This is a genomic window from Phyllobacterium sp. LjRoot231 (genome assembly GCF_964253365.1).
GTDB lineage: Bacteria > Pseudomonadota > Alphaproteobacteria > Rhizobiales > Rhizobiaceae > Phyllobacterium.
In genome coordinates this window covers 246,106-271,843 of the sequence record NZ_CAXUQT020000004.1, presented here as the reverse complement: position 1 = coordinate 271,843, position 25,738 = coordinate 246,106, and the positions used below count along the sequence as shown (strand labels likewise).

At 56.8% G+C, this 25,738-nt stretch carries 19 protein-coding genes and 1 pseudogene; 11 read left to right on the top strand and 9 right to left on the bottom strand.

Annotated elements, in window-relative coordinates:
* Positions 1–13 precede the first annotated feature (13 nt).
* From ACSQ3H_RS29895 to ACSQ3H_RS29855, 9 genes are all read left to right on the top strand, one after another.
* A complete protein-coding gene (locus tag ACSQ3H_RS29895; protein WP_436120658.1) occupies positions 14–2,707 on the top strand; it encodes a carbohydrate-binding protein in 2,694 nt (897 codons plus the stop codon).
* A 7-nt stretch (positions 2,708–2,714) separates the two neighbouring features.
* Positions 2,715–4,970 (top strand): MGH1-like glycoside hydrolase domain-containing protein, encoded by a 2,256-nt coding sequence (locus tag ACSQ3H_RS29890; RefSeq protein WP_436120657.1) that lies wholly within the window; start codon positions 2,715–2,717, stop codon positions 4,968–4,970.
* Positions 4,971–5,337: 367 nt separating this feature from the next.
* Entirely contained in the window at positions 5,338–6,414 is a 1,077-nt protein-coding gene (locus ACSQ3H_RS29885; protein WP_436120656.1) for an ABC transporter substrate-binding protein, read from the top strand.
* Positions 6,404–7,318: an ABC transporter permease gene (locus ACSQ3H_RS29880; protein WP_436120655.1), complete on the top strand. Its 915-nt coding sequence runs from the start codon at positions 6,404–6,406 to the stop codon at positions 7,316–7,318. Before ACSQ3H_RS29885 ends, ACSQ3H_RS29880 begins: the two co-directional genes overlap by 11 nt.
* Positions 7,319–7,326: 8 nt before the next feature.
* Entirely contained in the window at positions 7,327–8,106 is a 780-nt protein-coding gene (locus ACSQ3H_RS29875) for an ABC transporter permease (RefSeq protein WP_436120654.1), read from the top strand.
* Positions 8,093–9,142, top strand: coding sequence for an ABC transporter ATP-binding protein (locus ACSQ3H_RS29870; protein WP_436120653.1), 1,050 nt, complete (start codon positions 8,093–8,095; stop codon positions 9,140–9,142). The genes ACSQ3H_RS29875 and ACSQ3H_RS29870 overlap by 14 nt, the downstream gene beginning before the upstream one ends.
* 4 nt (positions 9,143–9,146) lie before the next feature.
* Positions 9,147–9,749: a cysteine hydrolase family protein gene (locus tag ACSQ3H_RS29865; protein WP_436120652.1), complete on the top strand. Its 603-nt coding sequence runs from the start codon at positions 9,147–9,149 to the stop codon at positions 9,747–9,749.
* A 55-nt stretch (positions 9,750–9,804) separates the two neighbouring features.
* Positions 9,805–10,296, top strand: a complete 492-nt coding sequence (locus ACSQ3H_RS29860) for a MarR family winged helix-turn-helix transcriptional regulator (protein ID WP_436120651.1) — start codon at positions 9,805–9,807, stop codon at positions 10,294–10,296.
* Positions 10,297–10,348: 52 nt separating this feature from the next.
* A complete protein-coding gene (locus ACSQ3H_RS29855) occupies positions 10,349–12,715 on the top strand; it encodes a beta-glucosidase family protein (RefSeq protein ID WP_436120650.1) in 2,367 nt (788 codons plus the stop codon).
* A gap of 271 nt (positions 12,716–12,986) precedes the next feature.
* On the opposite strand, the pseudogene ACSQ3H_RS29850 reads toward ACSQ3H_RS29855, so the two are convergent.
* Positions 12,987–13,195: pseudogene (locus tag ACSQ3H_RS29850) on the bottom strand (cold-shock protein).
* Between the two features lie 576 nt (positions 13,196–13,771).
* Here ACSQ3H_RS29850 and ACSQ3H_RS29845 point away from each other — a divergent pair.
* Complete coding sequence (locus ACSQ3H_RS29845) at positions 13,772–14,881, top strand: ElyC/SanA/YdcF family protein (protein ID WP_436120649.1); 1,110 nt, start codon at positions 13,772–13,774, stop codon at positions 14,879–14,881.
* A gap of 254 nt (positions 14,882–15,135) precedes the next feature.
* Here the strand turns inward: ACSQ3H_RS29845 and ACSQ3H_RS29840 are convergent, their stop codons facing one another.
* The 6 genes from ACSQ3H_RS29840 to ACSQ3H_RS29815 form a co-directional block, all read right to left on the bottom strand.
* Positions 15,136–16,059, bottom strand: a complete 924-nt coding sequence (locus ACSQ3H_RS29840) for a DMT family transporter (RefSeq protein ID WP_436120648.1) — start codon at positions 16,057–16,059, stop codon at positions 15,136–15,138.
* Between the two features lie 170 nt (positions 16,060–16,229).
* Positions 16,230–16,793 (bottom strand): nucleotidyltransferase family protein, encoded by a 564-nt coding sequence (locus ACSQ3H_RS29835; RefSeq protein ID WP_436120647.1) that lies wholly within the window; start codon positions 16,791–16,793, stop codon positions 16,230–16,232.
* A 395-nt stretch (positions 16,794–17,188) separates the two neighbouring features.
* Complete coding sequence (locus tag ACSQ3H_RS29830) at positions 17,189–17,989, bottom strand: inositol monophosphatase family protein (protein ID WP_436120646.1); 801 nt, start codon at positions 17,987–17,989, stop codon at positions 17,189–17,191.
* Between the two features lie 28 nt (positions 17,990–18,017).
* Positions 18,018–19,079: an ABC transporter ATP-binding protein gene (locus ACSQ3H_RS29825; RefSeq protein ID WP_436120645.1), complete on the bottom strand. Its 1,062-nt coding sequence runs from the start codon at positions 19,077–19,079 to the stop codon at positions 18,018–18,020.
* Positions 19,076–21,304 carry an ABC transporter permease gene (locus tag ACSQ3H_RS29820; protein WP_436120827.1) on the bottom strand — a complete coding sequence of 743 codons (2,229 nt, stop codon included), beginning with the start codon at positions 21,302–21,304 and terminating at the stop codon, positions 19,076–19,078. Before ACSQ3H_RS29820 ends, ACSQ3H_RS29825 begins: the two co-directional genes overlap by 4 nt.
* A 94-nt stretch (positions 21,305–21,398) precedes the next feature.
* A complete protein-coding gene (locus tag ACSQ3H_RS29815) occupies positions 21,399–22,427 on the bottom strand; it encodes an ABC transporter substrate-binding protein (protein ID WP_436120644.1) in 1,029 nt (342 codons plus the stop codon).
* 163 nt (positions 22,428–22,590) lie between these two features.
* Here ACSQ3H_RS29815 and ACSQ3H_RS29810 point away from each other — a divergent pair, with 163 nt between their 5' ends.
* Entirely contained in the window at positions 22,591–23,643 is a 1,053-nt protein-coding gene (locus ACSQ3H_RS29810) for a LacI family DNA-binding transcriptional regulator (RefSeq protein ID WP_436120643.1), read from the top strand.
* An 83-nt stretch (positions 23,644–23,726) separates the two neighbouring features.
* On the opposite strand, the gene ACSQ3H_RS29805 is transcribed toward ACSQ3H_RS29810, so the two are convergent.
* Both ACSQ3H_RS29805 and ACSQ3H_RS29800 read right to left on the bottom strand, forming a co-directional pair.
* Complete coding sequence (locus ACSQ3H_RS29805) at positions 23,727–24,731, bottom strand: anion permease (protein WP_436120642.1); 1,005 nt, start codon at positions 24,729–24,731, stop codon at positions 23,727–23,729.
* Positions 24,731–25,375, bottom strand: a complete 645-nt coding sequence (locus ACSQ3H_RS29800) for a DUF47 domain-containing protein (protein ID WP_436120641.1) — start codon at positions 25,373–25,375, stop codon at positions 24,731–24,733. The genes ACSQ3H_RS29805 and ACSQ3H_RS29800 overlap by 1 nt, the downstream gene beginning before the upstream one ends.
* Positions 25,376–25,738 lie beyond the last annotated feature (363 nt).

Here is a 25,738-nt window from a genome sequence, read left to right as displayed (position 1 = left end):
GAGGAACGGCAGGGTGGAGCAACTCAAAGGCACGACTGACACCGAAGGAAGGGGGCTTTTTCTCGACCCGACCCATAAGTTCCGTCCGTCCGCTTACTGGTTCTGGCATTCGATCCCGGACGAGGAGACTTGCCGAAGGCAGCTTGTCGATTTCAAGGCAGGGGGCCTTGGCACGATCCTCATCCAGGCCCGCATCGCCCTGCCGCGCGAAGACTATATGTCGGATGCCCATCTCGCCGCCTACCGTCTGGCCATCGGCGTCGCCACCGAACTTGGCCTGAAAGCCGGAATCTACGACGATTACAACTGGATCAGCGGCCATGCCGGCGGCAGGACGGTTGAGGGTCGCGACGAACTGCGCGAGCGCCATCTCTTCTGGTCCTCCTCGAAGGACGGCAAGGGTGCAATCAGCGGTATCCAGGCGCCTTTCACAGAAAGGATGGGACCGGAAATCTTCCGCTGGCAGTACGAAGGCAGCAAGGTCGAATGGTGCGAATGGACGCTTGAAGCGGCGCTGCTTTATCCGGCGGGCGCGATCACGGACCTCGACCAGATCACTGACGTCACGAAAGCGGTCCGCATTACGGCAAGCGATCCCGTTTCCTGCCGCTTCGAATATGACGGTGCTGTACAGGCAGATCAGGCCCTCACAGTATTTGTCAGCGCCCGTTCAACGACATCGCGGCTCATCAACTATCTGATGCCAGAAGCCGCGGCCCGCTTCATTGAAGTGGGTCTCGACCCCTTTACCGAAGCCCTCGACGGTCTCTTGCCGGACCCGCTCGGTTCCATCTTCTACGACCAGCCGGCAGCTGGTTTCTATCGCTGGGACCAGATCGAAGGGAATCCCGGCAACAGCCTCCTCTTTTCTTCAAAGCTCTGCGAAAGCGTGGCGTCCCGAACGTGCGTTCCATTCCCGCTATCGCTCATGGCCGTACTGCACGATGTTGGCGAGCAGACACGACGGCTGCGCGCGCAATTCTATGCTGCCTACTCCTCGCTTATGAACGAAGCATTCTTCGGTACGTTGCGTAACTTTGCGGAGCGCAACGGCATCGCTCTCACGGGGCACGAAATCCTGCCCCATATCAGTTCCTGGTCTCTCAATGGCGGCTTTACCAGCATCGATCCGCGCGTGGCACCAGCGGTTGATTTCTTCGGCATCGACAGTTTCCGGCACGAGACTGCAGTCGATTCCAACAACTTCGATCCGCAACTCGCGCCCAAGCTCGGCGATTCCGTCGCCCGTTCCAATGGCCGCAGCCGCTGCGTAGTTGAGACTTATGCCAGTGCGGTTCGCACGCCGGTGCGCGCCGCCGGACAATGGGAGCTGACATTGGAGACGATGCGGGCGCAGGCGATCCGCCTCCATTGCCTCGGTATGCGCCAGTTCCTCTGGCATGGCGTCTACCAGACAGACGGGCGGAGCGGCGACCCGACACCCTTTGCCAATCCGCGGTTTGACTATGGTCCCGGGATCAACTTCGAGCCCTGGTGGACGTATCACGATATCTTCGCGCAGGAATCGGCGCGGATCTCCACCTTTATCGAACTGGCTGAACCCCGCACGTCGGTCGCCATCTTCTACCCGCTCCATACCGCCTGGGCGGAAGGCCCGCGCCACAGCCACGCGCACCATGTCGGCGCATGGTGTGAGCATCTGCTGGCGCTTGGCTACGATTTCATGCTGGTCAGCGAGAGCGATGTCGCAAACGCCGAGATCGACGGCGACCGTATCGTTGCATCGGGGCTGGCCTTCCAAGCAGTTGTCCTGCCCTCCGTCACGGTGCTGGAATCGGGCGCGGCGCTGAAAAAACTTGCGCGATTCAAGGATGCAGGCGGGAGCATATGGTCGTCAGGCGACCGGCTGATGAGCCTGTGCGAGGGCTCCCTTGAGGCCTATACCGAACTCGCTACGACGCACCTGCCCGGGCTGCCGGAGCCGCGCTCCATGGCAGAGCTTCTGGCCGCAATTGCGGTTCCGGGGCCGCAGATCAGAAGCCTATCCGGCGCGAAGCCATGGCAATGGGTGGGCGAGGAGCCAGGCGGCCACTGGCGCGTCGTCCTCTTCAATGACGCGGCAAAAACCAGTCACTGCGAGATAACGCTCGGTAAAGGTTTCAATTGTGAAGTCTGGTCTACAGCCGACGGCACTGCGAAGAGCACATCCGCATACGGATGCCTGACAATAACGCTTGAACCGCAGGAAGTGCGCTGCCTGCGGTTGTATGAAACGGACCAGCCGGTTGAAACGCTGGGACACCTCACGTCGACCCTGGTCTTCGATGACGAACGCGCGGTCGTCCTTGGTGAGGGCTGGACATTCGCGCCGGACGCAGATGCTGCCTTTATCCCTATTTCCGTCCTGAAGGGCTGGGAAGAACAGGGCTTTGCCGCCTTTTCGGGAACGGGTATTTATCGCCTGGATATGAAGATCGCGGCCGAGGACGACTGGATAGTGCAAATTCCGGAAGCTCATACGGCCGTAACCGTCCGCATCGATGGGCGCGAGGTCGGACGGCGCGCATGGCGGCCCTATCGTTTCATGCTCGGCCATCTCACGAAGGAGGCGCATGAACTTGAGATCGCCGTCTCCAACACAGCGGCGAACCGATATTATGACCATACGCCCTATCTGGGCGGCACGCTGGACAAGAGCGGTTTAACGGCTGCGCCGCGCCTTGTTCCGCTCACGCGAGAGAGCTGACACCGCCATGCTGCAAAACACGAGCATTCCCCTGAAGCGCGCCTGGAACACCTGGTCCGACCGACCGGCCGAAATGGTGTTCCTGCCACTCGGCGTTCGCATCACGCCGATCCTCTATTCGACCCGCAGCAGAACAACGTCAGCCATCGAACCGCGACGTGATAAGGTGCGCCTTGGCCATCATGCGATAGACGGTTCGCGCATTGAACTTGAGACTGATCACAGCGGCACGACCATCGCCTTTTCGACCGTAAAGTCCGATCCCTTCGCGATCCGTGGAAGCTGGGAAGGCAAGGTGTCGGGTGAATGGGGCTTGCGTTTTTGGGTGACGATCGCAATCTCGGCCGAGGGTGGTGAAACCATCCGCTACGACGCGGAAAAGGGGATTGCCCTCGTCAAGGTCGGCACCCGTTTCGTCGCAGTGACAAGCGGCGAAGCCCCCGTTCAAGTGACTGGTCATGAGACCATCGAGGCATTGCGAACGGATTTCGAGAATAACGGCTATTTCTATCTCGCCAGCCGCAGCGATCACGCACCGGTTATTGCGATGCGTTTCAACCTTGAGATGATGCGGCGGGGCGCCTACGCGGCTGCGGTTGCCGACAGTGCGGAACTTGCTATCGAAAAGGCGCGCGCCTCACTGATCAAAGACGTTCCGGCCGAAATCCTCGGTTCGCACGCAGGCACATATGAGGACGCACTCGACGCGATCCGCGATGTCGTCGCCTGGAATACGGTGTGGGATGAAACGAACGCACGGCCCTACACAGCCGTCACGCGCATCTGGAACCTTGGCAAATTCGCCGTCTGGTACAACGACCAGACGTTTGCTGCGCTTTTGGGAGGCCTCTTCGACGCCGACCTTGCCCGCGAGAACATGATGACAGCGCTGGCCGGAGCGACCCCTCAGGGCAATATCGCCTGCATCGTCACTTCCAATGACGCTTGGGTTGACCGTAGCCAGCCCCCACACGGAGCGCTGGTCGTCTGGCAGCTCTACCAGCGCACCGGCGAACGCTCCCTCCTCGAGACCTCCTACGAGGCCCTCGCCCGCAATCAGCGCTGGTGGCGCGACAATCGCGATCCCGATGGCGCTGGCCTTCTTTCCTGCGGAACATCGGATGTCGGTGAAGGCCTCTACAAGGGCAGCGCCTTTGGCGCTCGCAACGAAACAGGAATGGATAATTCCGCAACCCATGATGAGGCGGTTTACGATTCCGGGACGCGGACGTTGTCCACCTTCGATCTCGGGCTCAATTGTGCCGCCGCGCTCGATGCGGAAATGCTGGCGAAAATAGCCGGGGTACTGGGGCGTCACGAGGACGCCCGCGAGTTCGAGGCGATCGCCAACCGAAGCCGCAATCTGATTTCCGAGGAATTGTGGGATGAAAGTCGCGGTATATTCGCCAATCGCCAGCGCAAGGGCGGTTTCGTCCGCTCGTTGTCCCCGACAAGTTTCTATCCGCTCTTGTGCGGTGCGGCCACGCAAGAGCAGGCGGTGCGGCTGCTCGAACGCCTGAATGATGAAAACAGCTTTGCAGGGGCGTTCGTGCTGCCAAACGCAACACGCAACGACCCTGCCTTTGCAGAAAATGTCTACTGGCGCGGCCGCATCTGGCCGAATGTCAACTACATGGTCTGGCTTGGCCTCAGGCGCTATGGCTTTACCACCGAGGCGAGCCGTCTCGCTGGCCAGAGCTACGACCTCTTCATGAAGTCGTGGCGCGAGGACCGGATTGCCGCCGAGAACTATAACGCTGTCAGCGGCGAAGCCATGGATCAGGGCGATACCGATCCGTTCTACATCTGGGCGGCGCTATTGCCGCTGATGGCTGTCGGCGAGCTTTGTGACTTCGATCCCTGGAAAGGATGGACCCTCACCAATGTGGGCAAAGATGTCACTCTGGGACCGATGCTTTCCGCTGCTGGTCGTTTGCATGTGACTATTGAAGATGCGGTTCTGAAAGCCTCCGTGAACGGAAGATTACTGATTTCAACCGATATTCGCGGCACACTCTCGAAGATCATAATCCAGAACGGGCAGTTCAGTTGCTTGGTCGATCCGCTGGACGTGGAGGGTTTCATCACCCTCGCAGGCGTCAACTCCGCTGATGTGGTCACTGCGCGGCTAAATGGCGAAGAGATTATCTGGACCGCTTGTGCGGGAGGAATACGTCTCGATATTCCGCAAGGCAATCAGCCAAGGCAACTTGATGTTTACTCATCGAGTATCGGGACGGCGTCGGCGCAAGGAAAAACTTGACAGAATAAAAATCCGTATTAATAATTTGCATACAAATGAAAAAACAAAAAAGAATGCTGAAAAACCAGAGGGATTGAACAGGAGCCAATGCAGGGCATTTGAGTTTTCCAGGCGAATGAAAATACCGTCCCTAGCACGGGTAGCAATGCCGGTTGGTTTGTCTCCACTCTAGGACAAGCTTGTTCTCTTAACCGGGCACTCGTCGCTAGACGTTATCGCAACTGGAACTGCTATTAGTTTGTATACAAATGATACAGCAAGATTTTTGTTGTAGGAATCAGACTATGTGCGGCGCTTATCGTGAGCCTTGTTGGCCACCGTCATAAGCGTCGATAAACGCCAACATCCAAAATGAGGGGTAATTAAAATGACCGAGATAACAAGACGCAATACGCTCAAACTGATGTCCGTCGCACTGTTTGCCGGTGCCAGCTTTTCACTCCTCCCGCGGAATGCTTTTTCCGCCGGTACGATCACGGTACTGAACTGGCAAGGTTATGGCACTGACGAGGCCTGGTCCGTAAAAGCCTTTGCTGAAAAGACCGGTATTGAGGTCGTTCATGACTATTACAGCTCGGAATCGGAGATGCTGACCAAGCTGCGGACCAATCCCGGCGCCTACGACCTCGTCGTGCTCAATGCCGCCCGTTGTGCACAGGCTGTTGCTGAAAATCTGCTGCAGCCCATCGATTTTGCCAAGGTACCGAATGTCGCGACGGTGGACGACAATCTGCGTTCCAACCCGAACTTCAGCAAAGACGGTAAGGGTTACGCCGTTCCCTGGGTATGGGGCATGACTTCGCTGGCTGTACGTGAGGGACTTCCGAAGCCCGATAGCTATGCCGCTCTCGCTGATCCAGCGTTCAAGGGCCGCGTGGCCATGGATGATGATGCGATTATCAACGTGGCGCTTGGCGCCCTGATGACCGGTCAGGACATGAACAATCCGAAGGATCTCGACGCCGTCACCAAGGCTTTGAAGTCGATCAAACCGAATGTGAAGCTGCTGTGGTCTACCGAAGACCAATGGAACAAGTCTTTCGCGGCCAAGGAATTCGATTTATCCATGTTCTGGTCGGGCGGTTCGGTACGTTCCAAGCGCAATTCGAAGCTTCCGGTCGAGTTCGTTGTCCCGAAGGAAGGCGCCATCGGATGGGTTGACGGTCTTGGAATTCCGGCATCGGCCCCCAATGCAGAAGCTGCGTTGGCGTTCGCGAACTGGTTGATCGCTCCAGCCTTTTACGTCGAATGGGCGACCAAGGCCGGCGCCCCGGCATCGTCAAATTCCGCCGCTCTAAAGGGCCTTCCGGAAGACGATCTCAGCCGCCAGATACACAAAGCGGAATATCTGAAGTCCATGAGCATCATGTCGGCGCTTCCGGACGACCGTCGTGAAGCTTTCAACAACCTCTGGCAGGAAGTGAAAGCCTTCTATGCAGAATAACCAGCTGACTGTAGCGTCAGTGCGCGGACTGGAAGGCCCGCGCAGCCGGCGCCAACTCCCCGCATGGGTCGCAACAACGGCTCTGTTGATGCCGACCTATGGCTGGCTGACGCTTGCTGTTTTCCTGCCGCTTTTGACCATGCTCGTGTTCAGCTTCATGTCGGCTACGCCGATGGGCAATGCCCCTATCGTTTTCACGCTGAAACAATATCGGGCCTTTGTCGATCAGCCGTACCTGCTGAGAATCGGCTTGACGTCGCTGATGATCGGATTCTGGACAACGTTGCTTTGCGCTGTGCTCGGTTTCCTTGCGGCCGTCGCACTCGCGCGCTCGGCGCTTGGCAAGGCACGCGAGGTGCTGCTCATCCTCATCCTTTTGCCATTCTGGACAAATGGTCTTGTCCGCGTCTTCTCCTGGACGATGGTGCTTCGTGAAAACGGCTTTCTCGACAGCATACTCCACATGGTAGCACCCGACGCGGGATCGATCGGATTCCTCTACACCCGCTACGCCATCGTCGTCGGCCTGGTCCACGGCTACTTGCCATACATGATTTTGACCTGCTACATCGCCCTTGTCACCATAGATGACGCGATCATAGAGGCAGCGGCAAGCCTTGGTGCCCGCTGGTGGACGATCCTGTTCCGCATCCTCGTGCCGATGGCTGCTCCTGGTTTGATTTCCGGGGCTGTGCTGATCTTCATTCCGGTTATCGGATCATTTATGGAGCCACGCATCCTCGGAGGCCGCGTCGGCGTTACCATGGGTACCGTGATTGAGGACCAGTTTACCCAGGCATTCAACTGGCCACTTGGCGCGTCCCTTTCGTTTACGCTGCTTGCCGTTGTGCTTGCCATATTTGCCACCTTCTCCGGCGTGCTGCGCCGCGGCACCACGGCATAGGAGAGACCATGAAACAGATTGGCCGCTTCTACCTCATTGCCGTGCTGATGTTCCTGTACACGCCCATCCTTGTGATGATGGCGATGGGCTTCAACGCGTCCCCACTCTACGAGCTACCCTTCACCTTCTCGACCCGTTGGTATGAGGCGCTTCTCGGCAACCGGCAACTGCTCACCGCCGGCATGAACAGCATTATCATTGCTGTCATTACATCGGTGGTCGCCACGACCCTGGGAACAATGGCTTCAGTCGCTCTGTCACGTCGCACGTTCCGAGGCAAGAGCCTGCTGCAGGTCCTGCTCCTGCCACCGATCGCCATACCTTGGCTCATCACCGGGACGGCAATGCTGATCTTCTTCTATTGGAGTGGGATCGGCCGCGGAATGCACGCGCTTTTGATCGGGCATGTCGCGCTGGCCATTCCCTATGTGGTGCTTGTCGTCGGCACGGGATTTCGCACCATCCGCGCAGATCTCGAGGAAGCCGCAATGAGCCTCGGATCCACGCCCATCCATGCATTCTTCTCGGTAACGCTACCGCTCCTTTACCCCAGCATACTGGGTGCAGCGCTGTTCGCTTTTGCTGTGTCCCTTGATCAGTTCGTCATTTCGTACTTTCTCGCAACACCCGGTTATACGACACTGCCGGTTCAAATTTACTCCGCAATCCGCAAAGGTTTCACCCCCGAAATCAATGCAATCTCGACCCTGCTTTTGCTGGGTTCGATGGCCGCCATCCTCATCTTTGCGCGCTTCGCCAAACCCGGAGACACCAGTGACAAACGTTAAAGTCAAATCCGTCGCAAAAACCTACGGCGCAGTACCTGTTCTCACCGACATTTCAACCGAGTTCACCGAAGGCTCCTTCACGAGCCTCCTTGGTCCCTCCGGTTCGGGGAAGACGACGCTGCTGCGCATCATCGCGGGCTTCATAAATCCTGATCAAGGCGCCGTATTCATCGGCAACAATGATGTTACGCACGTGCCGGTCTGGGGTCGCAATATCGGGATGATGTTCCAGTCCTATGCACTGTTTCCCCATATGACGATTGCCCAGAATGTCGCCTTTGGCCTCGAACGGCGCGGCATCAAAGGCGAAGCTGCCCGAAAGGAAGTTGATCGGGCACTGGAGATGGTGCGCCTTCCCGGCTTTGGCGACCGTACGCCGAAGCAGCTTTCAGGTGGTCAGCAGCAGCGCGTCGCACTCGCCCGCGCGATCGTGATCAAGCCGAGCGTGCTTTTGCTCGACGAGCCGCTGTCTGCACTTGACCGGCGACTGCGGCAGGAAATGCAGGTGGAACTGCTCCGTATCCAGCGTGCAAGCGGCTTGACCACGATTTTCGTCACGCATGACCAGGAAGAGGCGCTGACGCTTTCCGACAAGGTCGCCATTCTCGACAGAGGTCGGATTGTTCAGATCGGCGAACCGGAAACTGTCTATGAAAAGCCACTGACACGATTTGCTGCCGAGTTCCTCGGGGATTCGAACTTTCTGACCGGCAAAGTGGAAGATGGAGCAGTGAGGCTTGCCGATGGCACCGTGATCCATGCTTGCGAAAGGTTGCCCGGCAACGGTGCCGACGTGACGCTTGCGGTTCGCCCGGAGAAAATGTCCGTCTCGACAGGGGAAACCACGGACAATCGAATTACCGCACGCATCAATACAGTCATCTACGCCGGACCCGTCCTTTCCTACATCCTGGAAACCGCTGATGGCTTGCCGCTCAAGCTTTTCTCGCAGAACCGGGACGGACAGGTGCTTCGCGAGGGTCAAGCCGTTACGCTCAATTGGTCACGCGAACACACGGTTGCAGTGGCGAACTGACACGATGTCCTTGCCTCAGCTTTCCCCTCACACGTTGCATGTCGTCATCGACATGCAACGACTGTTCGCGGAAGATACCGCTTGGCATACGCCGCTGATCAAAACAATTCTCCCAAATGTAATCAAGCTCTGCGAAGTCTCCCGCCATAGATCACTTTTTGCGAAATTCATCGTACCGCCACGCGCCGAGGACGCCGGGGGGCGTTGGAGAAACTACTATAACCGTTGGTCAACGATGACTGGTGATGTCCTCGAACCTGGTATGCTCGATCTCATGGAGCCGCTTGGGGACCTGGCAGGGAAGAACGACGTGGTCGAAAAGGAAACCTATTCGGTATTCGGTTCATCCGGATTTTTGGAGCGACTTGCGGTCGATAAGATTGACACGGTTGTGTTCAGTGGCGTCGAGACAGATGTCTGCGTGTATGCCAGCGTTCTCGACGCGATCGATGCCGGATTGCGTGTCATTCTGGCTACGGATGCCATCGGCAGCGCCGATGAAGCGGCGCACCAGGCGGTCATGATGCACCTTGCGCCCCGTCTCAGCGAACAATTGGAAGTTGCCACAACGCAAACCATTGTGGACGCCTGGATGCGCGGAGATTAATCGTTACGCGTTTTCAGATATCAACCCACGAGCGCAACGACAACAAACGAGAGAAATGATGAACAGCCCTCTGGAAGAGCAGATCGCACCGCCTTTGGGGCATAGAGAAGGGCCTGCCGATCGCAGGACCAAGGCAACACAGTATTCGCTCGGTGAACAGATTGGTTTTTACCTGCGTCAGGCCAACCAGCGCCACGTTGCGATCTTCTCCGAACGGATTGCCGAAAAACTCACCACCACGCAATGGGCTGCCTTGGTGAAACTGAAGGATCTGCAGCCCTGTTCGCAGGGCAAGCTCGGCCGGGAGACGGCGATGGACATGGCAACGATCAAGGGTGTCGTCGATCGGCTCGTCAAACGCGGGCTGGTAAACACCGCACCGGACCCGTCAGATGCGCGCCGCCTGGTGTTGACCCTCACCGAGGCCGGGAAAGAAACGATCGATCGCAATCTCTCCGCCGCTCTTGATGTATCGCAGCAAACCTTGAATCCACTGACTGCCGGAGAACGCATGATGCTCATGGAACTGCTTCAGAAGATCTGCTGAGAGCGACGGTATTGCAATCGCCAGGCACGAGAACGCACGAAAGAGGACCTGAATGTTTCAAGATCGTGGTGATGACATGGCGTCAATCGTCGCGTCAATGACAAACGTTGAAAAGGTCGATGTGCTGAGCGGGCACGGTCTTTGGAAAACAAGCGCAATCGATCGCCTTGGTGTGCCGGCGATCGTTATGACAGACGGAACATATGGGGTGCGCTATTCCACACAGATTGGTTCCGGCGATGAAGACGGCGAGAGCCTCCGTCAGTTTCTTGCCGTGGTCAACCAGCGCGCGGATGGCAATGACCAAGGGATGTTCGGGGCGACACGAGCGGCTACTTGCTTCCCCAACGGCAATCTCATCGGCTGCTCCTGGGACGTCGAACTTGCCTATAGAATGGGAGAAGCGCTGGCCGCGGAATGCTTGAATTTTGGTGTGCATCTTCTGCTCGGACCTGGGATCAATACGCGCCGGACGCCACTCGCTGGACGTGCCTATGAGTACTATTCCGAGGATCCCATCATAAACGGCGAGCTGGCAGCCGCAGTCATTCGAGGTCTGCAAGATAAGGGCGTCGGCGCCTCGTTGAAACATTTTGCCTGCAACAACTCCGAAATCGATCGCACGAATACGAGCTCGGAAGTGGGCGAGCGGGCGCTACGCGAGATCTATCTCGCCGGTTTCGAACGCGCGATCGACAAGAGTTCTCCGTGGACCGTCATGAGTGCCTATAATCCGGTGAACGGTGTTGGGGCGGCTGAAAACCCATGGCTGCTGACCCGGGTTCTACGCGAGGAATGGGGTTATAAAGGCGCTGTAATTTCCGACTGGCACGCCATCAAGGATCGTCCAGCTGCCCTTGGTGCGGGAACTGACCTCGATATGCCGGAAAGCAAGTCACGCAAGGAAGCCCTGCTCAAGGCAATTGAGGCAGGGGAAATCGACCAGGACATACTCGACGAAGCCTGCCTGCGGGTCTTGGAGTTGGTCCGCCGTTGCCTTGGCGCTGCCACTGGCTCCACGATAGATCTCGACAGCCATCATGAACTGGCTCGCCACATAGCGGCCGAATCGATCGTGCTCCTCAAGAACGACCAAGCCGCCCTGCCCCTGTCGCGACAGAAAAGCGAAAGACTGCTTGTTATCGGCAACGGCGCGGTAAAGCCTGTGATCCAAGGCTCTGGATCGGCGACAACCAACCCTTTCCGCGTCGACGTGCCGCTTGAGCAGATCCGGCGCCTCGCAGGAAAGAACAGCGTGCGCCATCTCCCGTTTCCGCCGGTAGCCCAGACGCAGATCAATGTCGCCATCAGCGAAGCCGTAGCGGCCGCGCAGGAATCCGACACGGTCGTTGTTTTTGCGAGCAACTGCCCCGGAAAAGACGGAGAGGGATCGGACCGCGATAATCTTCGCCTAGTGCCTGGACAGGACGATTTGATCCAGGCACTTGCGCATGCCGGCCATCGAACCGTCGTCGTACTCACCATGCCAGACGCTGTGGAGATGCCCTGGGCGGAGGACGTGGACTCGATCCTGGCCTGCTTCTATCCGGGCCAGGGAGGCGGACAGGCAATCGCCCGCGTTCTTTTCGGCGAGCAGAATCCCTGCGGCAAGCTGTCGGTAACTTTCCCCAAGCGGATCGAAGACATCCCAGGCTTCCACAGCTATCCTGGAGAACATGGCCGACACTGCTACTCCGAGGGCATTTTTGTTGGATATCGCTTCTATGACCTGAAGGGCATTGAACCGCTCTTTCCCTTCGGCCACGGACTATCTTTCACAAGCTTCAGCTATGAAGACCTTTGGCTTGATGTCGATCAGGTAACGGACGAAGGCAACGTAATGGCACGGGTGACCATCCGTAACACGGGTAACGTCGCTGGCAAGGAGATCGTCCAGCTGTATGTTCGGCCCATTCAACCCGGATTGAGACGTCCTGTCAGGGAGCTAAAGTCCTTTGCTAAAGTCGAACTTCGGCCCGGCGAGGCAACGACGGTCGCGATAACGCTGCACCCCCGCGACTTTCAGTATTTCGATACACAAGAGGGTCGCTGGACTTTGCGCGCTGAGGCATTTGCCATTGAGATTGCCGCATCTTCGCGCGATATACGGTTGTCGCAGACACTGCCCTGCGTTTCCAACGAACACAGACCGCCTATTCTTAGTACCGACTTGTCGCCTCCGGTCGTTTTCACACATCCCCGTGCCGAGGCAGCCCTCATGGATTTCATTAGCGGCCGCTTGAAAATCAGCGCTAACGAGACGCAATCCATTATTGACGCCGTTCGGCACTCGTTTCTCGGTTTCTATGTGAGCCTCAGTTGGTTCATCGGGGACAGCATCCCAGAAGCTGATATCCAATCGCTATTTACGAAGATCAACAACGAGGCATTCAAACAGACGCGGCCGCTGGGCCAATAGTACAAAGTTCCGTCAAATGTTACGGGCTTATCGATGGGTCGCAGGCTAAAGAATCCCTTGTGGCGATGCATCAATCGTTGGCTGTCAAAACTAACCCTCGATAGAAACGACGCGCATTTTCCGACCCAAGTTTTTGCAGACTTACGCACGCCTTCAAGCGCATTCGCGCCAATTAAACGGTTACGGCCAATTTTGGCACCGTTCAGGATCGTCGGCGCCCATGCCGACCGTTCGAGGTCCCTGGCCCGCGGTCGTGCGGACGGAGCGTTAATTAGCCGGCGCTCAATTGATCGGCCGACATCTTGCCCGATTTCTTGTCCCGCACCATTTCGTAGTTGATTTTCTGACCGTCATTGAGGTCGTGGAGTCCCGCCCGCTCTACGGCAGAGATGTGGAAAAAGACATCCGTACCGCCATCATCCGGTTGATGAAGCCCAAACCCTTGGTCGAATTGAACCATTTAACAGTGCCAGTAGCCATTTTTTACCTTCTTGCTGCGTAGAGGTGTTCGGGATTGAAGACAACCCGGTTATAGTGTGGGCTTGAGATTCATAGTCGCGGCGGTAAATGTCAATCAGTCGCATGCTTAACGAAGAGGGGATCGTCCTGAGCGAGCGTTGACAGGAGTCATGGTAGCCCGACGACGCAAGGAGACCTAACGCCGTGTTGTTCAAATTCGCACGCTATTGATAACTGTTCGTTTAAAAATGCCGTTAAAGGCACCTTTTGATTGGTGCCAAAAAGTCTACCAATCCCACCCGTGATGCGATTGCCCTTGATGCGTTGGTAGAATCCAGGCCAGATAATCGGCGTGGCCCTAAATCCGACCAATAGGTCTCGAAGTCGCCTTTATTTAGAGCAGCATCCTCCGCGATCCGCCTCAGAAGGTCCGGTTAGTAAGGAAGAGTTGGTCACAATTTTTGGTATTATATTGGTGTGTGAAATATAGTAAGTTTCTAGGAACTCGCTCAACATCGGCGATTTTCAATGCGTTGGTTGACAATATTCAAAAAGTGGCTTTACTTTGGTATTACTGGAAATTTAAGGGGATTTTGCATGGCAAGAGCTACTGTTCAACGTCGACTCAAAATCAAAGCGCTGATGATTGCTGGCGGCAACGCAACTGTTCCTCTGGCATTTGCCGGCCTCCTCTTCCTTGCCACATCCGTACAATCCTTTGCCTTCGATCCGCAGAATGCGGAGAGGATCAAGACGCTCGTTGACACCGGGATGCAGTATTACTGGACCGGCGGCGACGTCAAAAAGGCCGAAGCTGAGATTTTCAAGGGCATCACGCTGCATGGCCGCTATGATGTGGTCGAGCAATCCTTCGCCGAGGCTTCGAAACTGGCGCCGGAACGGTTGGATTTCCGCTTTGCGGTCGCCTCGTCGCAGATCCTGCAGAAGAATGTCGATGGAGCGCGTGCAACTTATGAGGACATCCTTGCCAAGGATCAGACCTCGTTCGACGCACAGGCATGGCTTGAGGCTCTGGCGCGAGTCGGCAATGATGAAACCGGGGCTGCCCTCGCCCATCAGGGCCTGTCTGGGCTTGACCGCGACGGGGCCGAGGCCTACCGCCAGCGCTTTGTGCGCGCCGAACAGATCATGGCAGAAAAGCCGAATATCGAAGTTCCTGCTGTGCCCGGCAAGGTGATGATCGTCGCTCTCGGCTATGCATTGGCCAAGGATGGCACCGCCGACAAGCCGTTGCTCGACCGGCTGGATGTGGCACTCAGGGCCGCACAGGCAAATCCAACCGCGCGGGTCATGGTTACCGGAGGGCAGCCGCAGGCGGGCGTCACCGAAGGTGATGTGATGATGAAATGGCTTGTCGAGCACGGGGTTGACCGCGACCGGATACTGATCGAGGACAAGTCAAAGGACACGGTCGGCAATGTGTTGAATGTCGCGAACCTGCTCAAGCGGCATACGGCAGACAGCGTCATTCTCGTGACGAGCTCCAGCCATATGCGCCGCGCCCGCACGCTGCTTGAGGATGCGCTGAAGCAATACGACATTTCCGCAAACGTGTTGCCGGTGGTGGCGCTTGATGCGCCTTCAGTCGAGGAAGCAGCGAAGGTGTCATCCGATGAGCGGCTGGTGATCTATCGCGATCTGATGCGCGTCTCGGGCCTCTGGGCCTACCCAGGGTTGCAACAGTAAAGCTCAGTAAGCACTTGAGCCACCTGTTTCAAGAGCCACAACCAAGTCTAGAGCGGCTGTGCTTTCTGTAACGAGAACTGGTCTGCCCCCATCGGGTGGATCCAAGGTTAATGTTAGAACGTGCTGGTTGAAGCGCTTGGAGTTGGGGTGGCCGGCGACGCAGGTCCGGTTTGCGTAGCGGACCAACGCAATGCCCTCCGTGCCGACGACACCAAGCGACGTCAAGACCCATCAGGTTTCACATTTTGACGTCGTCACAAAGACCGGCCCGACGGACTCCGGCGTCGAGCATTTTGCACTTCAACAATTTGAACAACAAGGGCACCTAGAAATGCCAAGCCAATGCCGGTTAATTGAACCAGGGTCGGGCGTTCACCAAGGTAAATCCATGCCAAAAGCGCAATTTGAATCAGCATCGTGTTGTTGATCACACTCGATTCCACAGCAAGCAGGCTCCGTTGTGTGTGGTTCCACAGCCAAAACCCAAAGGCTGTATTGATCACGGCAAGCCAGATTATTGTCGCCCAGGATTTGAAAGCTATGGACGGAAAGCCTTCGGAGGCAATTCCGGCAGCCAGAAGGATAACAGATCCAAAGGTCATTGAGATCGCTGTAATAGGAAGGGCTGAGAGCATCTGGGCACGATTGATATGACGCCCCAGCAGCTGTTGCGCGGCATTTGCAAGCACTCCAAGCGCTCCAATTAGCAGCCCATACTGCTCGCCTTCGGATAGGCGAACCGGACCGAAATAGATGAACGCACCTGCCAAGAAAACTATTACTCCAGCCCATTGAATCCTGCTGAGCTGTTCCTGAAGAATAACTATTCCCAACAGCGCGACCAGTGCAGGCGTAAAGGCCAGAAGGAGACTGGCCGTTGTCGCGGGCAAATAGGTCAGGCTCAGGAACTGCGCACCCTGGGTCAGCGTATACTGAACAATCCCAAAGATCGCGAGATATCCCCAATCATGTTGCGTGATTTGGCGAACGGCAGCCAGCCCTGACCGGTGAATTGCAATTGGAATGAGGAATGCAGCTGCAAGTACATAACGCAGGCCCGCGAACGTTAAGGGTGGTATGTCGTTAAGGCCCTCTTTTATCAGGACCCAAGAGCTCGACCAGAGCACTGTGACCAAGACTGCCTGCAAGACTGCTCGGAAGTGGCCGGAAATGAGCAAACTGTTTTCCTTTGCAACGCTCTCTGGTTAGGAACATCAGTATAAGTCATTGCTCGCTACGTGAGATACGACGTCCCGTTCCTCAAGCACAGTCGCCAGCATCGCAAAAAATCGGTAGCATTCCGGGGATTATTCATCCCAATCTATCACCGTGAGTTCTGGCCAAACAGCTATCCGCCGGTTGACTTTTGCTTGTAGATTTCGCGAGTGATCTGCTTCTTGTTCGGCCGCACGATCAGACCGAGCAAATCGGAAGTTCCGTACGGCGCGCACAATTCCCATTTTTCAGGGCGAGGCTGCAGCCCGACAGCCGTCGCACTTGTTGGGAACGTTGTAATTGCGTCGGTCGCCGAGGTGTACGGCTCGATGGAGCAAGCAAACTTGGCCTCGTACCAGAGATGCACCCTGGCTTCGTTCTTGACGTCGATCCAGGCAGGCAAGTGCGAAAACGCGGCTCGAATTCGAGAACGGTGTTCCGCCTCGCCGCGCTCCGAAAGATCCGCAGCATCGAAGTAACCGATATCGATGTCTGCGATGCCATGTGTCGCGGGAAGGCCAAAGGAATGGTTCCAGACCGTCTGCGCAATCGCGCCGGCCACGAGCCAACAGTCGGGAAGCGCTAATTTCTCCCAATCATGCAGGATTGGAGATAGCAACGGGCTTTCGGAAATTATCGACTGCAGCAATGCCATATCATTCTGATCGCTCGTACCCAAAATCCATTCCTTCGGCATGAATCAAGTCCCCGATACCTTATACATCCTGGTAGAAGACACAGCGAAGCCGGGACGAAAACATTCATGATAGATTTTGCTATCACACATCTATCATGAACAGGTCGCTCGCAAATGCTGCTTCTTCCTGAAGCAGTGAATGATTACGTCAGTGCACACGACCCGGTATGATTCATCGAGGCTTCGTTGACGGACTGGACTTACAGGCGGCGGGTTTTGGCCGTGTGACGGCCAGACGGGAAACGACGCTCTCTGTGTTAGCGGTCTGACAGGAAGGTGCTGGCTTTTGTCAGGGTGACGCGGTGAAAAAGCTGAACGCGCCTTGCGAACGAACAAATAAGTGCATGTCAAACGTTCCAGGCAGAGCGAGCGTCATACCCGCGAGGGACGCAAGTTTAGAGCCCGGCGATCGCACGCAGATCGCTCACAGCCCCGTTAGCGGCGGCAAGCACCGGCGATCCTTTGGTCAGGTCGTCGCCCTTGACCGGGAAGGGAAGATGCCAGCCACCAGCTTCCTTGACGAGGCAATAGCCCGCCATGCAATCCCAGGCATGCATGTATGGTTCGTAATAGCCGACGAGCCGGCCAGCGGCGACATAGGCCAGCATCAAGGCGCCAGAACCATTGCGGATGAAATTGCCGCCCGCGTCGAGCAGCCTTTCCACGACGGAGGCAACCGCAGCCGGTGTCACGTGGTTGTTGGCACCGATGCCTGTCACCGCGTTGCGGATGGTGCGGCTGGCATCGAGCTTCAGGGTTTTGCCGTTCAGTGTAGCACCCATACCATCGGCTGCAGCGTAGAGCTCTTCATTGCACGGCACGTAGATAACGCCGATGGCTATTTCCTCCCCGCGCAAGGCAGCAATAGAGATGCACCATGTCGGCATGCCGTTGACAAAGGGGCTGGTGCCGTCGATCGGATCGATGACCCAGGTATAGTCGGATGTGCCTGAGCTGACGCCATATTCTTCGCCGAGAACCGCATCACCCGGAAAGGCCGCAGCGATGCGTGCGCGGATCAATTCTTCCACTTCGCGGTCGGCAATCGAAACAACATCGTGCGGATCGGCCTTGGTTTCGATGATCAGCCCTTCGCGCGCGTTGAAATGGGCGAGAGCTGCTGCTCCGGCCTCGGTTGCCATCTTCTGAGCCAGGGCGAAGCGATCCTGAAGATCAGCGGCGACATGCGATGTCATGTTAGTTCCTTCGGTATGAATGCAGGCTTCAATTGTTGATGATGGCGATGCCGCGATGATGAAACCCGATGCTGACAGTGGTGGCAGGCGCGAGGTTCCTGTCGACAGCTGGATCCACTACGAAAAGCGTGCCCGCCTCAGTTTCGACTTCATACTCCACATGGTCGCCGAGATAGGCGGCGTGCCTGATGCTTCCGGGAAAGGCCCCACTCTCGGCCGCTTCCAGTGTTATCGCATTGGGTCTCACGGCAATCTTGGCGGGTCCCGGGCGGGCGCTGCGACCAGGAACCGAATGCTCGAGCCTGGCAACGCGGATGATCGCTTGCCCCCCATCACTGCGCAGAACTTCGCAGGGCACTACATTGGCCTCGCCGATGAAGTCGGCGATGAAGGAGGAGGCCGGAGCCTCGTAGAGCTCGCGTGGTGAACCCTGCTGGGCAACGACACCGTCCTGCATGACGATGATCCGGTCCGAAACCGCAAGTGCCTCTTCTTGATCATGCGTGACATAAACGGCGGTGAAGCCGAGCCTCTGTTGCAACTCGCGAATTTCCGTGCGCACGCGGCGGCGCAGGCGAGCATCCAGATTGGAAAGCGGTTCATCGAGGAGCAGCACCTGCGGCTCAAGCACCAGTGCACGGGCGACGGCAACGCGCTGCTGCTGGCCGCCGGAGAGTTCCGCTGGCAATCTCTGGCCATAGCCGGCCAGACCAACCTGCTTCAACCCTTCTTCCGCCCGCTCGCGCGCCTCGCTCTTTTTCATCTTCGACGATTCAAGTCCGTAGGCGACATTCTCCAGCACCGACATGTGCGGGAAAAGCGCATAGGATTGAAACACCATCGAGACATCGCGTTCATTCGCCGGAAGCATGGTGACATCCTTGCCGCCGATGAGGATGCGTCCCGAAGTCGGGTGCTCAAGTCCCGCAAGCATGCGCAATGTCGTCGTCTTGCCGCAGCCTGACGGGCCAAGCAAAGTCACGAGCGTTCCGGGCTCGATATCTAGCGACAGATCGTGGATGGCGGTGAAGGTTCCGAACTGCTTTTTGATATTGGTGAAATTAACAGAGCCAGTAAGATTTGTCGTCATGATACGGCCTTTTCTTGAGGTGCGGCAGATGGAACGAAGGCGGTCGCAACGCGGTTCTCGCGGCGCAGTCTCCGTTCTCCTACCAGTAGCTGGAAACAGGTGATGATGACGATCATGACAACGATCAGCACGGAAGAGTACGCCACGGCAACGCCGTATTCGCCGTTCTCGACAAGGCCGACAATGTAGGAGGTCGCCATATTGTACTCAGCACTGACCAGAAATATGACGGCGCTGATCGAGGTGATCGCCCGCACGAAGGAATAAACCAAAGCGGCAACGATCGCCGGACGAAGTAACGGCAGAATGACCTTACGGATTGTCCGGAAGCTGGTCGCACGCAAGGTCAGCGATGCCTCATCAAGGCTCTTGTCGAGCTGGCTCATCGCCGCCACACCGCCGCGCACGCCGACGGGCATATTGCGGAAGACGAAGCAGGCAACAAGGATCAGGGCCGTGCCGGTCATTTCCAGCGGCGGCAAGTTGAACGCCATGATGTAGCTGATACCGATAACTGTGCCGGGAATGGCAAAGCTCATCATCAGGGCGAATTCGAAGACATTGCGACCGACGAAACGCTGCCTAACGATCAGATAGGCCGTGAGCAGTCCGACGACTGCGGTGAGCGGTGCCGAGATCAGTGCGATCTTGATGGTCGTCCAGAAGGAATTCCATGCGACACCGGTCCAGGCGATAGCACCATTTTCGAAGCTGAATGAGAAGGCGCGCTGGTAATGTTCAAAGGTCAGCGTGTTATCGAGGCCCCAGGTACGGACGAACCCGCCGAACAAGATCATGCCGTAGATGACGAGCGTGAACAGGATCCAGGGTATAACAATGGCGTGCACACCGATCGATAGCGACCGCGGTAGAGCAATATGCGCACCAGAGTCGCCCTTTCCGGTGACGGTCGCAAAGTTCTTCCCGGCGAGCCACACACGCTGCGCAAGGAACGCCGAGAGCGTGAAGGTCAGAAGGATGATTGCCAGTACGGCGGCCCGTGACGGGTCATTCTGTGAGCCGACGACGGCGAAGAAGATTTCTGTCGACAGCACACCATGGCTGCCGCCAAGAACCAGCGGATTGCCGAAATCCGCCATGCTTTCGATGAATCCGATCAGAAACGCGTTCGCGAGCCCGGGTTTCATCAAAGGCAGCGATATCTTCCAGAATGTGCGCCAGCGGTCCGCGCGTAGGGTTTGCGACGCTTCCTCCATCGACGGACTGACACCCTCAACGACACCGATGAGCACGAGAAACGAGATGGGCGTGAAAGACAATACCTGCGCGATCCAGATACCGGTCAGGCCGTAAAGCCAGCGCCCGGGCTCGATGCCGAAAAGATCGGAAAGCTGCTGTGTCACCACACCGGCGCGGCCGAAAAGAAGGATAAGTGCGAGACCAATAACAAAAGGTGGTGTGATGATCGGCAGGATCGTCAGTAGCCGCAGACCTTTCTTGAAGGGAAAACGCGTGCGGGTGGCGACCAGAGCAAAGCAAAGTCCGAGCAAGGTCGAGCCGAAGGCGGCAAGGATCGCGAGAAGCAGCGTGCGCCAGGCAATGCCGCAGCGATTGCCACCAACGACACAATCAAGACTCCAGATCGAGGGGTCCTGAATGTTGCGGACAAATCCGGAGGGATCGAACGACCCATCGAAGCTCTGGAACGCGCCCACGAACATACTGCCGACCGGATAGAACACGAAAATGCTGACAAGGAAGACAAGCAGCGCGATCGAAGCAACGACGAAGGCATCGCCCCTGAGAACGCCGCGTTCGGCGAGGCCGAAGGAAACCATCAGGACAAAGGACAACGCGACGAGCCCTGCCCCGGCACCCATGGATGATTGCCCATCCGCCAAGGGCCCGAACAGCGTATCACTGATTGTCCAGGTCCAGGCGGTGGAGCCGATCGCAAGACCTTGCAGAACGAGGAAGGCGATACCGATTGCGCCCGCCGTGATCAGTAGATTTGAACGGAGCTGCGAAACCTTGAAGGCCCGCGCGCCCAAACCAGCAACGAAGAACAGCACAATGATCGCCAGGCTCCAGCGGCCGTACTGGAAAATTTGTAACAGCCCGGGCGCTTCTGCGGAACCAGTAGGAAAATTGCCGAGCCAATCGAGGTTGAAAAAACCGCTTTCGATCCTGTACCACGGCACGAGGGCGAAACCGGTGACCCCGATGCCGAGAGCAATATTCAACCTCCGGTCGCTACGTCCCATCACGCCACCCGCCGTCTTCATGAAAGATAATTGCTTGCGCTGCCGGTATGCCCGAACAATTGGTTCGGACATACCGTGCATCAGAAGCGAGCGGTCAATTGGCGCTCGCGCCAATCTCCTTGTCCCAGCGATCAAGCAATTGCTTGCGCTTGGCCGGGTCCCCATAGGTCTTGAAGTCGTAATCGATGAGCTTGATGTCCTCGAATTTCGGCGCTTCAGGTGGAATGGTAGCGGACTTGTTCGAAGGCAATTGGAACGATTTCGCGTCCTTCATGTGCGATTGAACCTCAGCGGTCAGCGCCCAATCGTACCATTTCTTGGCGGCATCCAGATTGCGCGCGCCTTTGATGATGGACATTGATCCGATTTCGTAGCCCGTACCTTCACAAGGCGCGACTGCCTTTACCGGGAAGCCTTCGGCAATCTGCGCGACAGCGTCGTGCATGAACACGATACCGAGCGCCGTTTCACCGCGCGCTGCCGCTTTGACCGGCGCAGAGCCCGACTTCGTATACTGGGAAACGTTTGCATTGAGCTGTTTCAAATAGTCGAACGCCTTGTCTTCGCCCATGATCTGCACAAGGGAAGCAAGTGCCGTGTAGGCCGTGCCGGATGAATTTGGATTAGCGATCTGTATTTCTCCCTTGAAGGACGGATCGATCAAGTCGGCCCAGCATTTGGCTTCCTTCAGACCCTTCTTCTTGACGATCTCGGTATTATAGCCCCAGCCAAGCGCTCCGGCATAAACGCCGACAGTCTTGTAGCCGGCACTCTCAGCCTGCTTCTTCGCCCAATCCTGCAACTGGTCGAGCATGGGCGACTTGTACTCCTGCGTCAGCCCTTCGGAAGCCGCCTGCAAATGCGGATCACCGGTACCGGCCCACCAGATATCGGTTTTTGGATTGCGCGCCTCAGCGCGGATCTTCGCATAGGTCTCGCCCGACGACAGGCGCACCATGTTGACCTGAATACCGGTTTCCTTCTCGAACATGCCCTCCATCAACTCGCAGATGACGACATCGGCCGAACAGATCAGATTGAGATTTTCCGCAGCGCGCACTTCGGTTGGCATCATCTGAAGACCAACAGCAAAAGCGGCAGCGAGTGCGAATCCAGAACGCATGATTTTCCTCCCTGAAAAAAGCGGCACCTCCATGCCGCACGCCATTTTGCAAGCGTGTGCAAAGATTTCATATAGTGGGACAACCTGTCAAGTCGGCCTACAACTTTAATCGCTTCTATTTAATGTGAAGAGTGGATTGCAGGTTTCCGCAAACGCGTGCAAGATGAGCGGAGGGAGACAGTTAATCGGCGGAATCAAGCGAGTGAACAAGACATTTGTCAGCGCCGACGATGTGGCGAAGCGGGCGGGGGTTTCCCGCTCCGCCGTATCGCGTACATTCACGCCCGGCGCCAGCGTTTCGGACGAGACCCGCCAAAAGGTGATGGAGGCGTCGCAGGCTCTCGGCTACCATGTCAATCAGCTGGCGCGCGGCCTGATGCGCAGTGAGAGTGGCATCGTCTGCCTCGTCGTATCGGAGCTGGATACACCCTACCGCGCCCGGCTGGTGCGCGCCCTCACCCATGAGTTGCAGAAGGCCGGCAAGATCTCGATGCTCATCAATACGGATCGTTCGGACGGCAGCGTCGATGCCGCGCTGCGCCAGACCCTGAATTACCGCGCCGATGCCTCTATTCTGCTTTCCGGCCTACCCGACAAGGCCATAACCAAGCTTTGTCTCGATAGCGGGCAGCGAATTGTCCTGATCAACCGCGATGATGATATCGATGGTCCCTTCCGCATCAACCTTGATGATGGCCGTGCCGCGAGAGTGGCGGTAAATGCATTTTTGCGCGCTGGATGCCGCCACCTCGCCTTCGCCAATTCCGAAGTTGGAACGCCAAGCCTGATGGCGCGAGAACGGGGCTTTGTTGCAGCCGCGGCAGAATTCGGGCTTGAGGTGACAGTCACTCGGCACGGCAACACAGTCTATGAAAGCGGTCGTAAGATCGCCCAGACACTGTTTACCGAATCCACGCGACCGGATGCGGTGTTTTGCGTCAACGATCTTATGGCATTCGGGCTGATGGATGGCGCACGTCACGATTTTGGGCTGCGCATCCCGGAAGACCTTTGCGTTGTCGGTTTTGACGATATCGAACAATCCGCATGGGCGTCCTATGCACTGACGACGTTCTGCCAGCCGGTCAACGAGATCGTAGAGAACAGCATCGCGTGGCTGCAACGCGAGCCGGCCAATGAAGAGATCCGATCCGTCAATCTCCACGCACCGTTGATCTGGAGAAAATCCATCCGGAACAAAACACTTTGGGCTTAAAAAAGGAAACCCGTTTTCACTGTCTGATAAACAGCTACAACTAGGGGCCTTGACGAATAGTGGCCTGTCATTCTGCAGAAAGATTACAGGGTAAACCCGGCAACGACATAAAAGAATGCTGAAATGATTGCGGCTGCCGGCATGGTTATCAGCCAGGCAATGACGATATTGCTGGCCAGTCCCCAGCGCACCGCCGAGACACGCCGCGCTGCGCCGACACCGATAATAGCGCCCGTGATAGTATGGGTTGTAGAGACGGGAATGCCGAGCCATGTTGCGGCGAACAGCGTCAGTGCGCCGCCAGTTTCAGCACAGAACCCTTGCATCGGATTGAGCCTGGTGATTTTGGATCCCATCGTGTGAACGATACGCCACCCGCCGAAAAGTGTGCCCAGCGCCATCGCCGATTGACAGGCAATGACGACCCAGAACGGAACACTGAACTCAGTCCCGAGATAGCCCTGCGAGAACAGCAATACCGCAATGATGCCCATCGTCTTCTGTGCATCATTGCCGCCATGGCCGAGGGAATACAGCGAGGCGGAAATGAATTGCAGACCACGAAATGTGCGATCGACACCAAAAGGTGTCTGCCGGACAAAAATCCAGGAAACAATAAGCACGAGCAAAAGCGCCAGGAAAAACCCGATCATCGGCGACATGAAGATGGCGCCGACCGTTTTTAACAGCCCGGTCCAGACGATGGCGTCTCCGCCAGCTCTGACAAGGCCTGCACCGACGAGACCACCGACAAGCGCGTGGGACGAGCTTGAAGGAATCCCGAATACCCAGGTGACAATGTTCCAGATGATCGCTCCGATGAGCGCGGCAAAGATCAGCCGTGGTGTAACGATATTGGGATCGATAATGCCGGTCCCCAAGGTCTCGGCAACGTGCAGACCGAAGAACAGGAACGCTATGAAATTGAAGAAGGCCGCCCATAGAACCGCATATTGAGGGCGAAGCACGCGCGTGGAGACGATGGTGGCGATCGAATTGGCGGCATCGTGCAGGCCATTGAGAAAATCAAAGAACAAGGCGACCGCAATCAGACCCGCCAGCAGGGGAAAGCTGAGCGCTGTGTCCATCAAACGTTCTCGATCACGATGCCGCTGATCTCGTCCGCGACGTCCTCGAAGCGGTCGACCACCTTTTCCAATTCGCCATAAATCTCGCTGCCGATGATATAGGCCATGGAATCGGACTTGCCGTAGCGTTGGAAAAGATCTTTCAGCCCTTCATCGTGCAGATCATCGGCTCGACCTTCAACGCGCACGACTTCTTCGGCAATAGCACTGAGCCGGGCCGAATGCGTGCCGACGCGGTTGAGAAGTGGAATTGCCTCCGCAATCAGGCCCGCTGCATCGACGATAAGAACCCCCATTTCGCGCATGCGAGGATCGAAACTGCTCTGCTCGAAAAGCCGTATTGTCTTGACTGTCTTGTGCATCATGTCGATGGCATCGTCCATCGACTGTATCAAATCCTTGATGTCGCCGCGGTCGAATGGCGTGATGAAACTGCGGCGCACGGCAAGCAACACTTCCCGCGTAATCTCATCGGCTTCGTTTTCAAGTTCGATGATGCGATCGCAGTGACGTTCGATGTCACCTTCACCGGCGAGAAGGGCTTTGAGGGAATTGGCTGCCTCGACGACAACACGCGAATGTTGTGCAAAAAGGTCAAAGAAGCGGTCTTCACGTGGCAATAAAGCACGAAACCACTTCAACATAACAGGCACATTCCCATTGGTGACCTTCCGATCCGCGGCGGCCTGTTCCGTCATAGCTGGATCAGCCCGCCACTTCAATCGGACTAAGGCAAATTCGGAACCAGAAGCGTCGAAATTGGTTAGACGGATAAGTAGAATCTGACCATAGTGAACCTTTCGCCGGTTGTTAAACTTCAGGCCACATTGGTCACCAATATCAGAGAACGAGATGTCGCCCAAAAGAGAACTGCGTAATGTCCAAAGCCCGGGGAAGAAAGGGTTCATGCCGCAGGTCGCCGCCCTACCCTACCGTATCGGGGACGATGGGCAGGTCGAAATTCTCCTGATTACAACCCGACGTACCAAACGCTATATCTTTCCCAA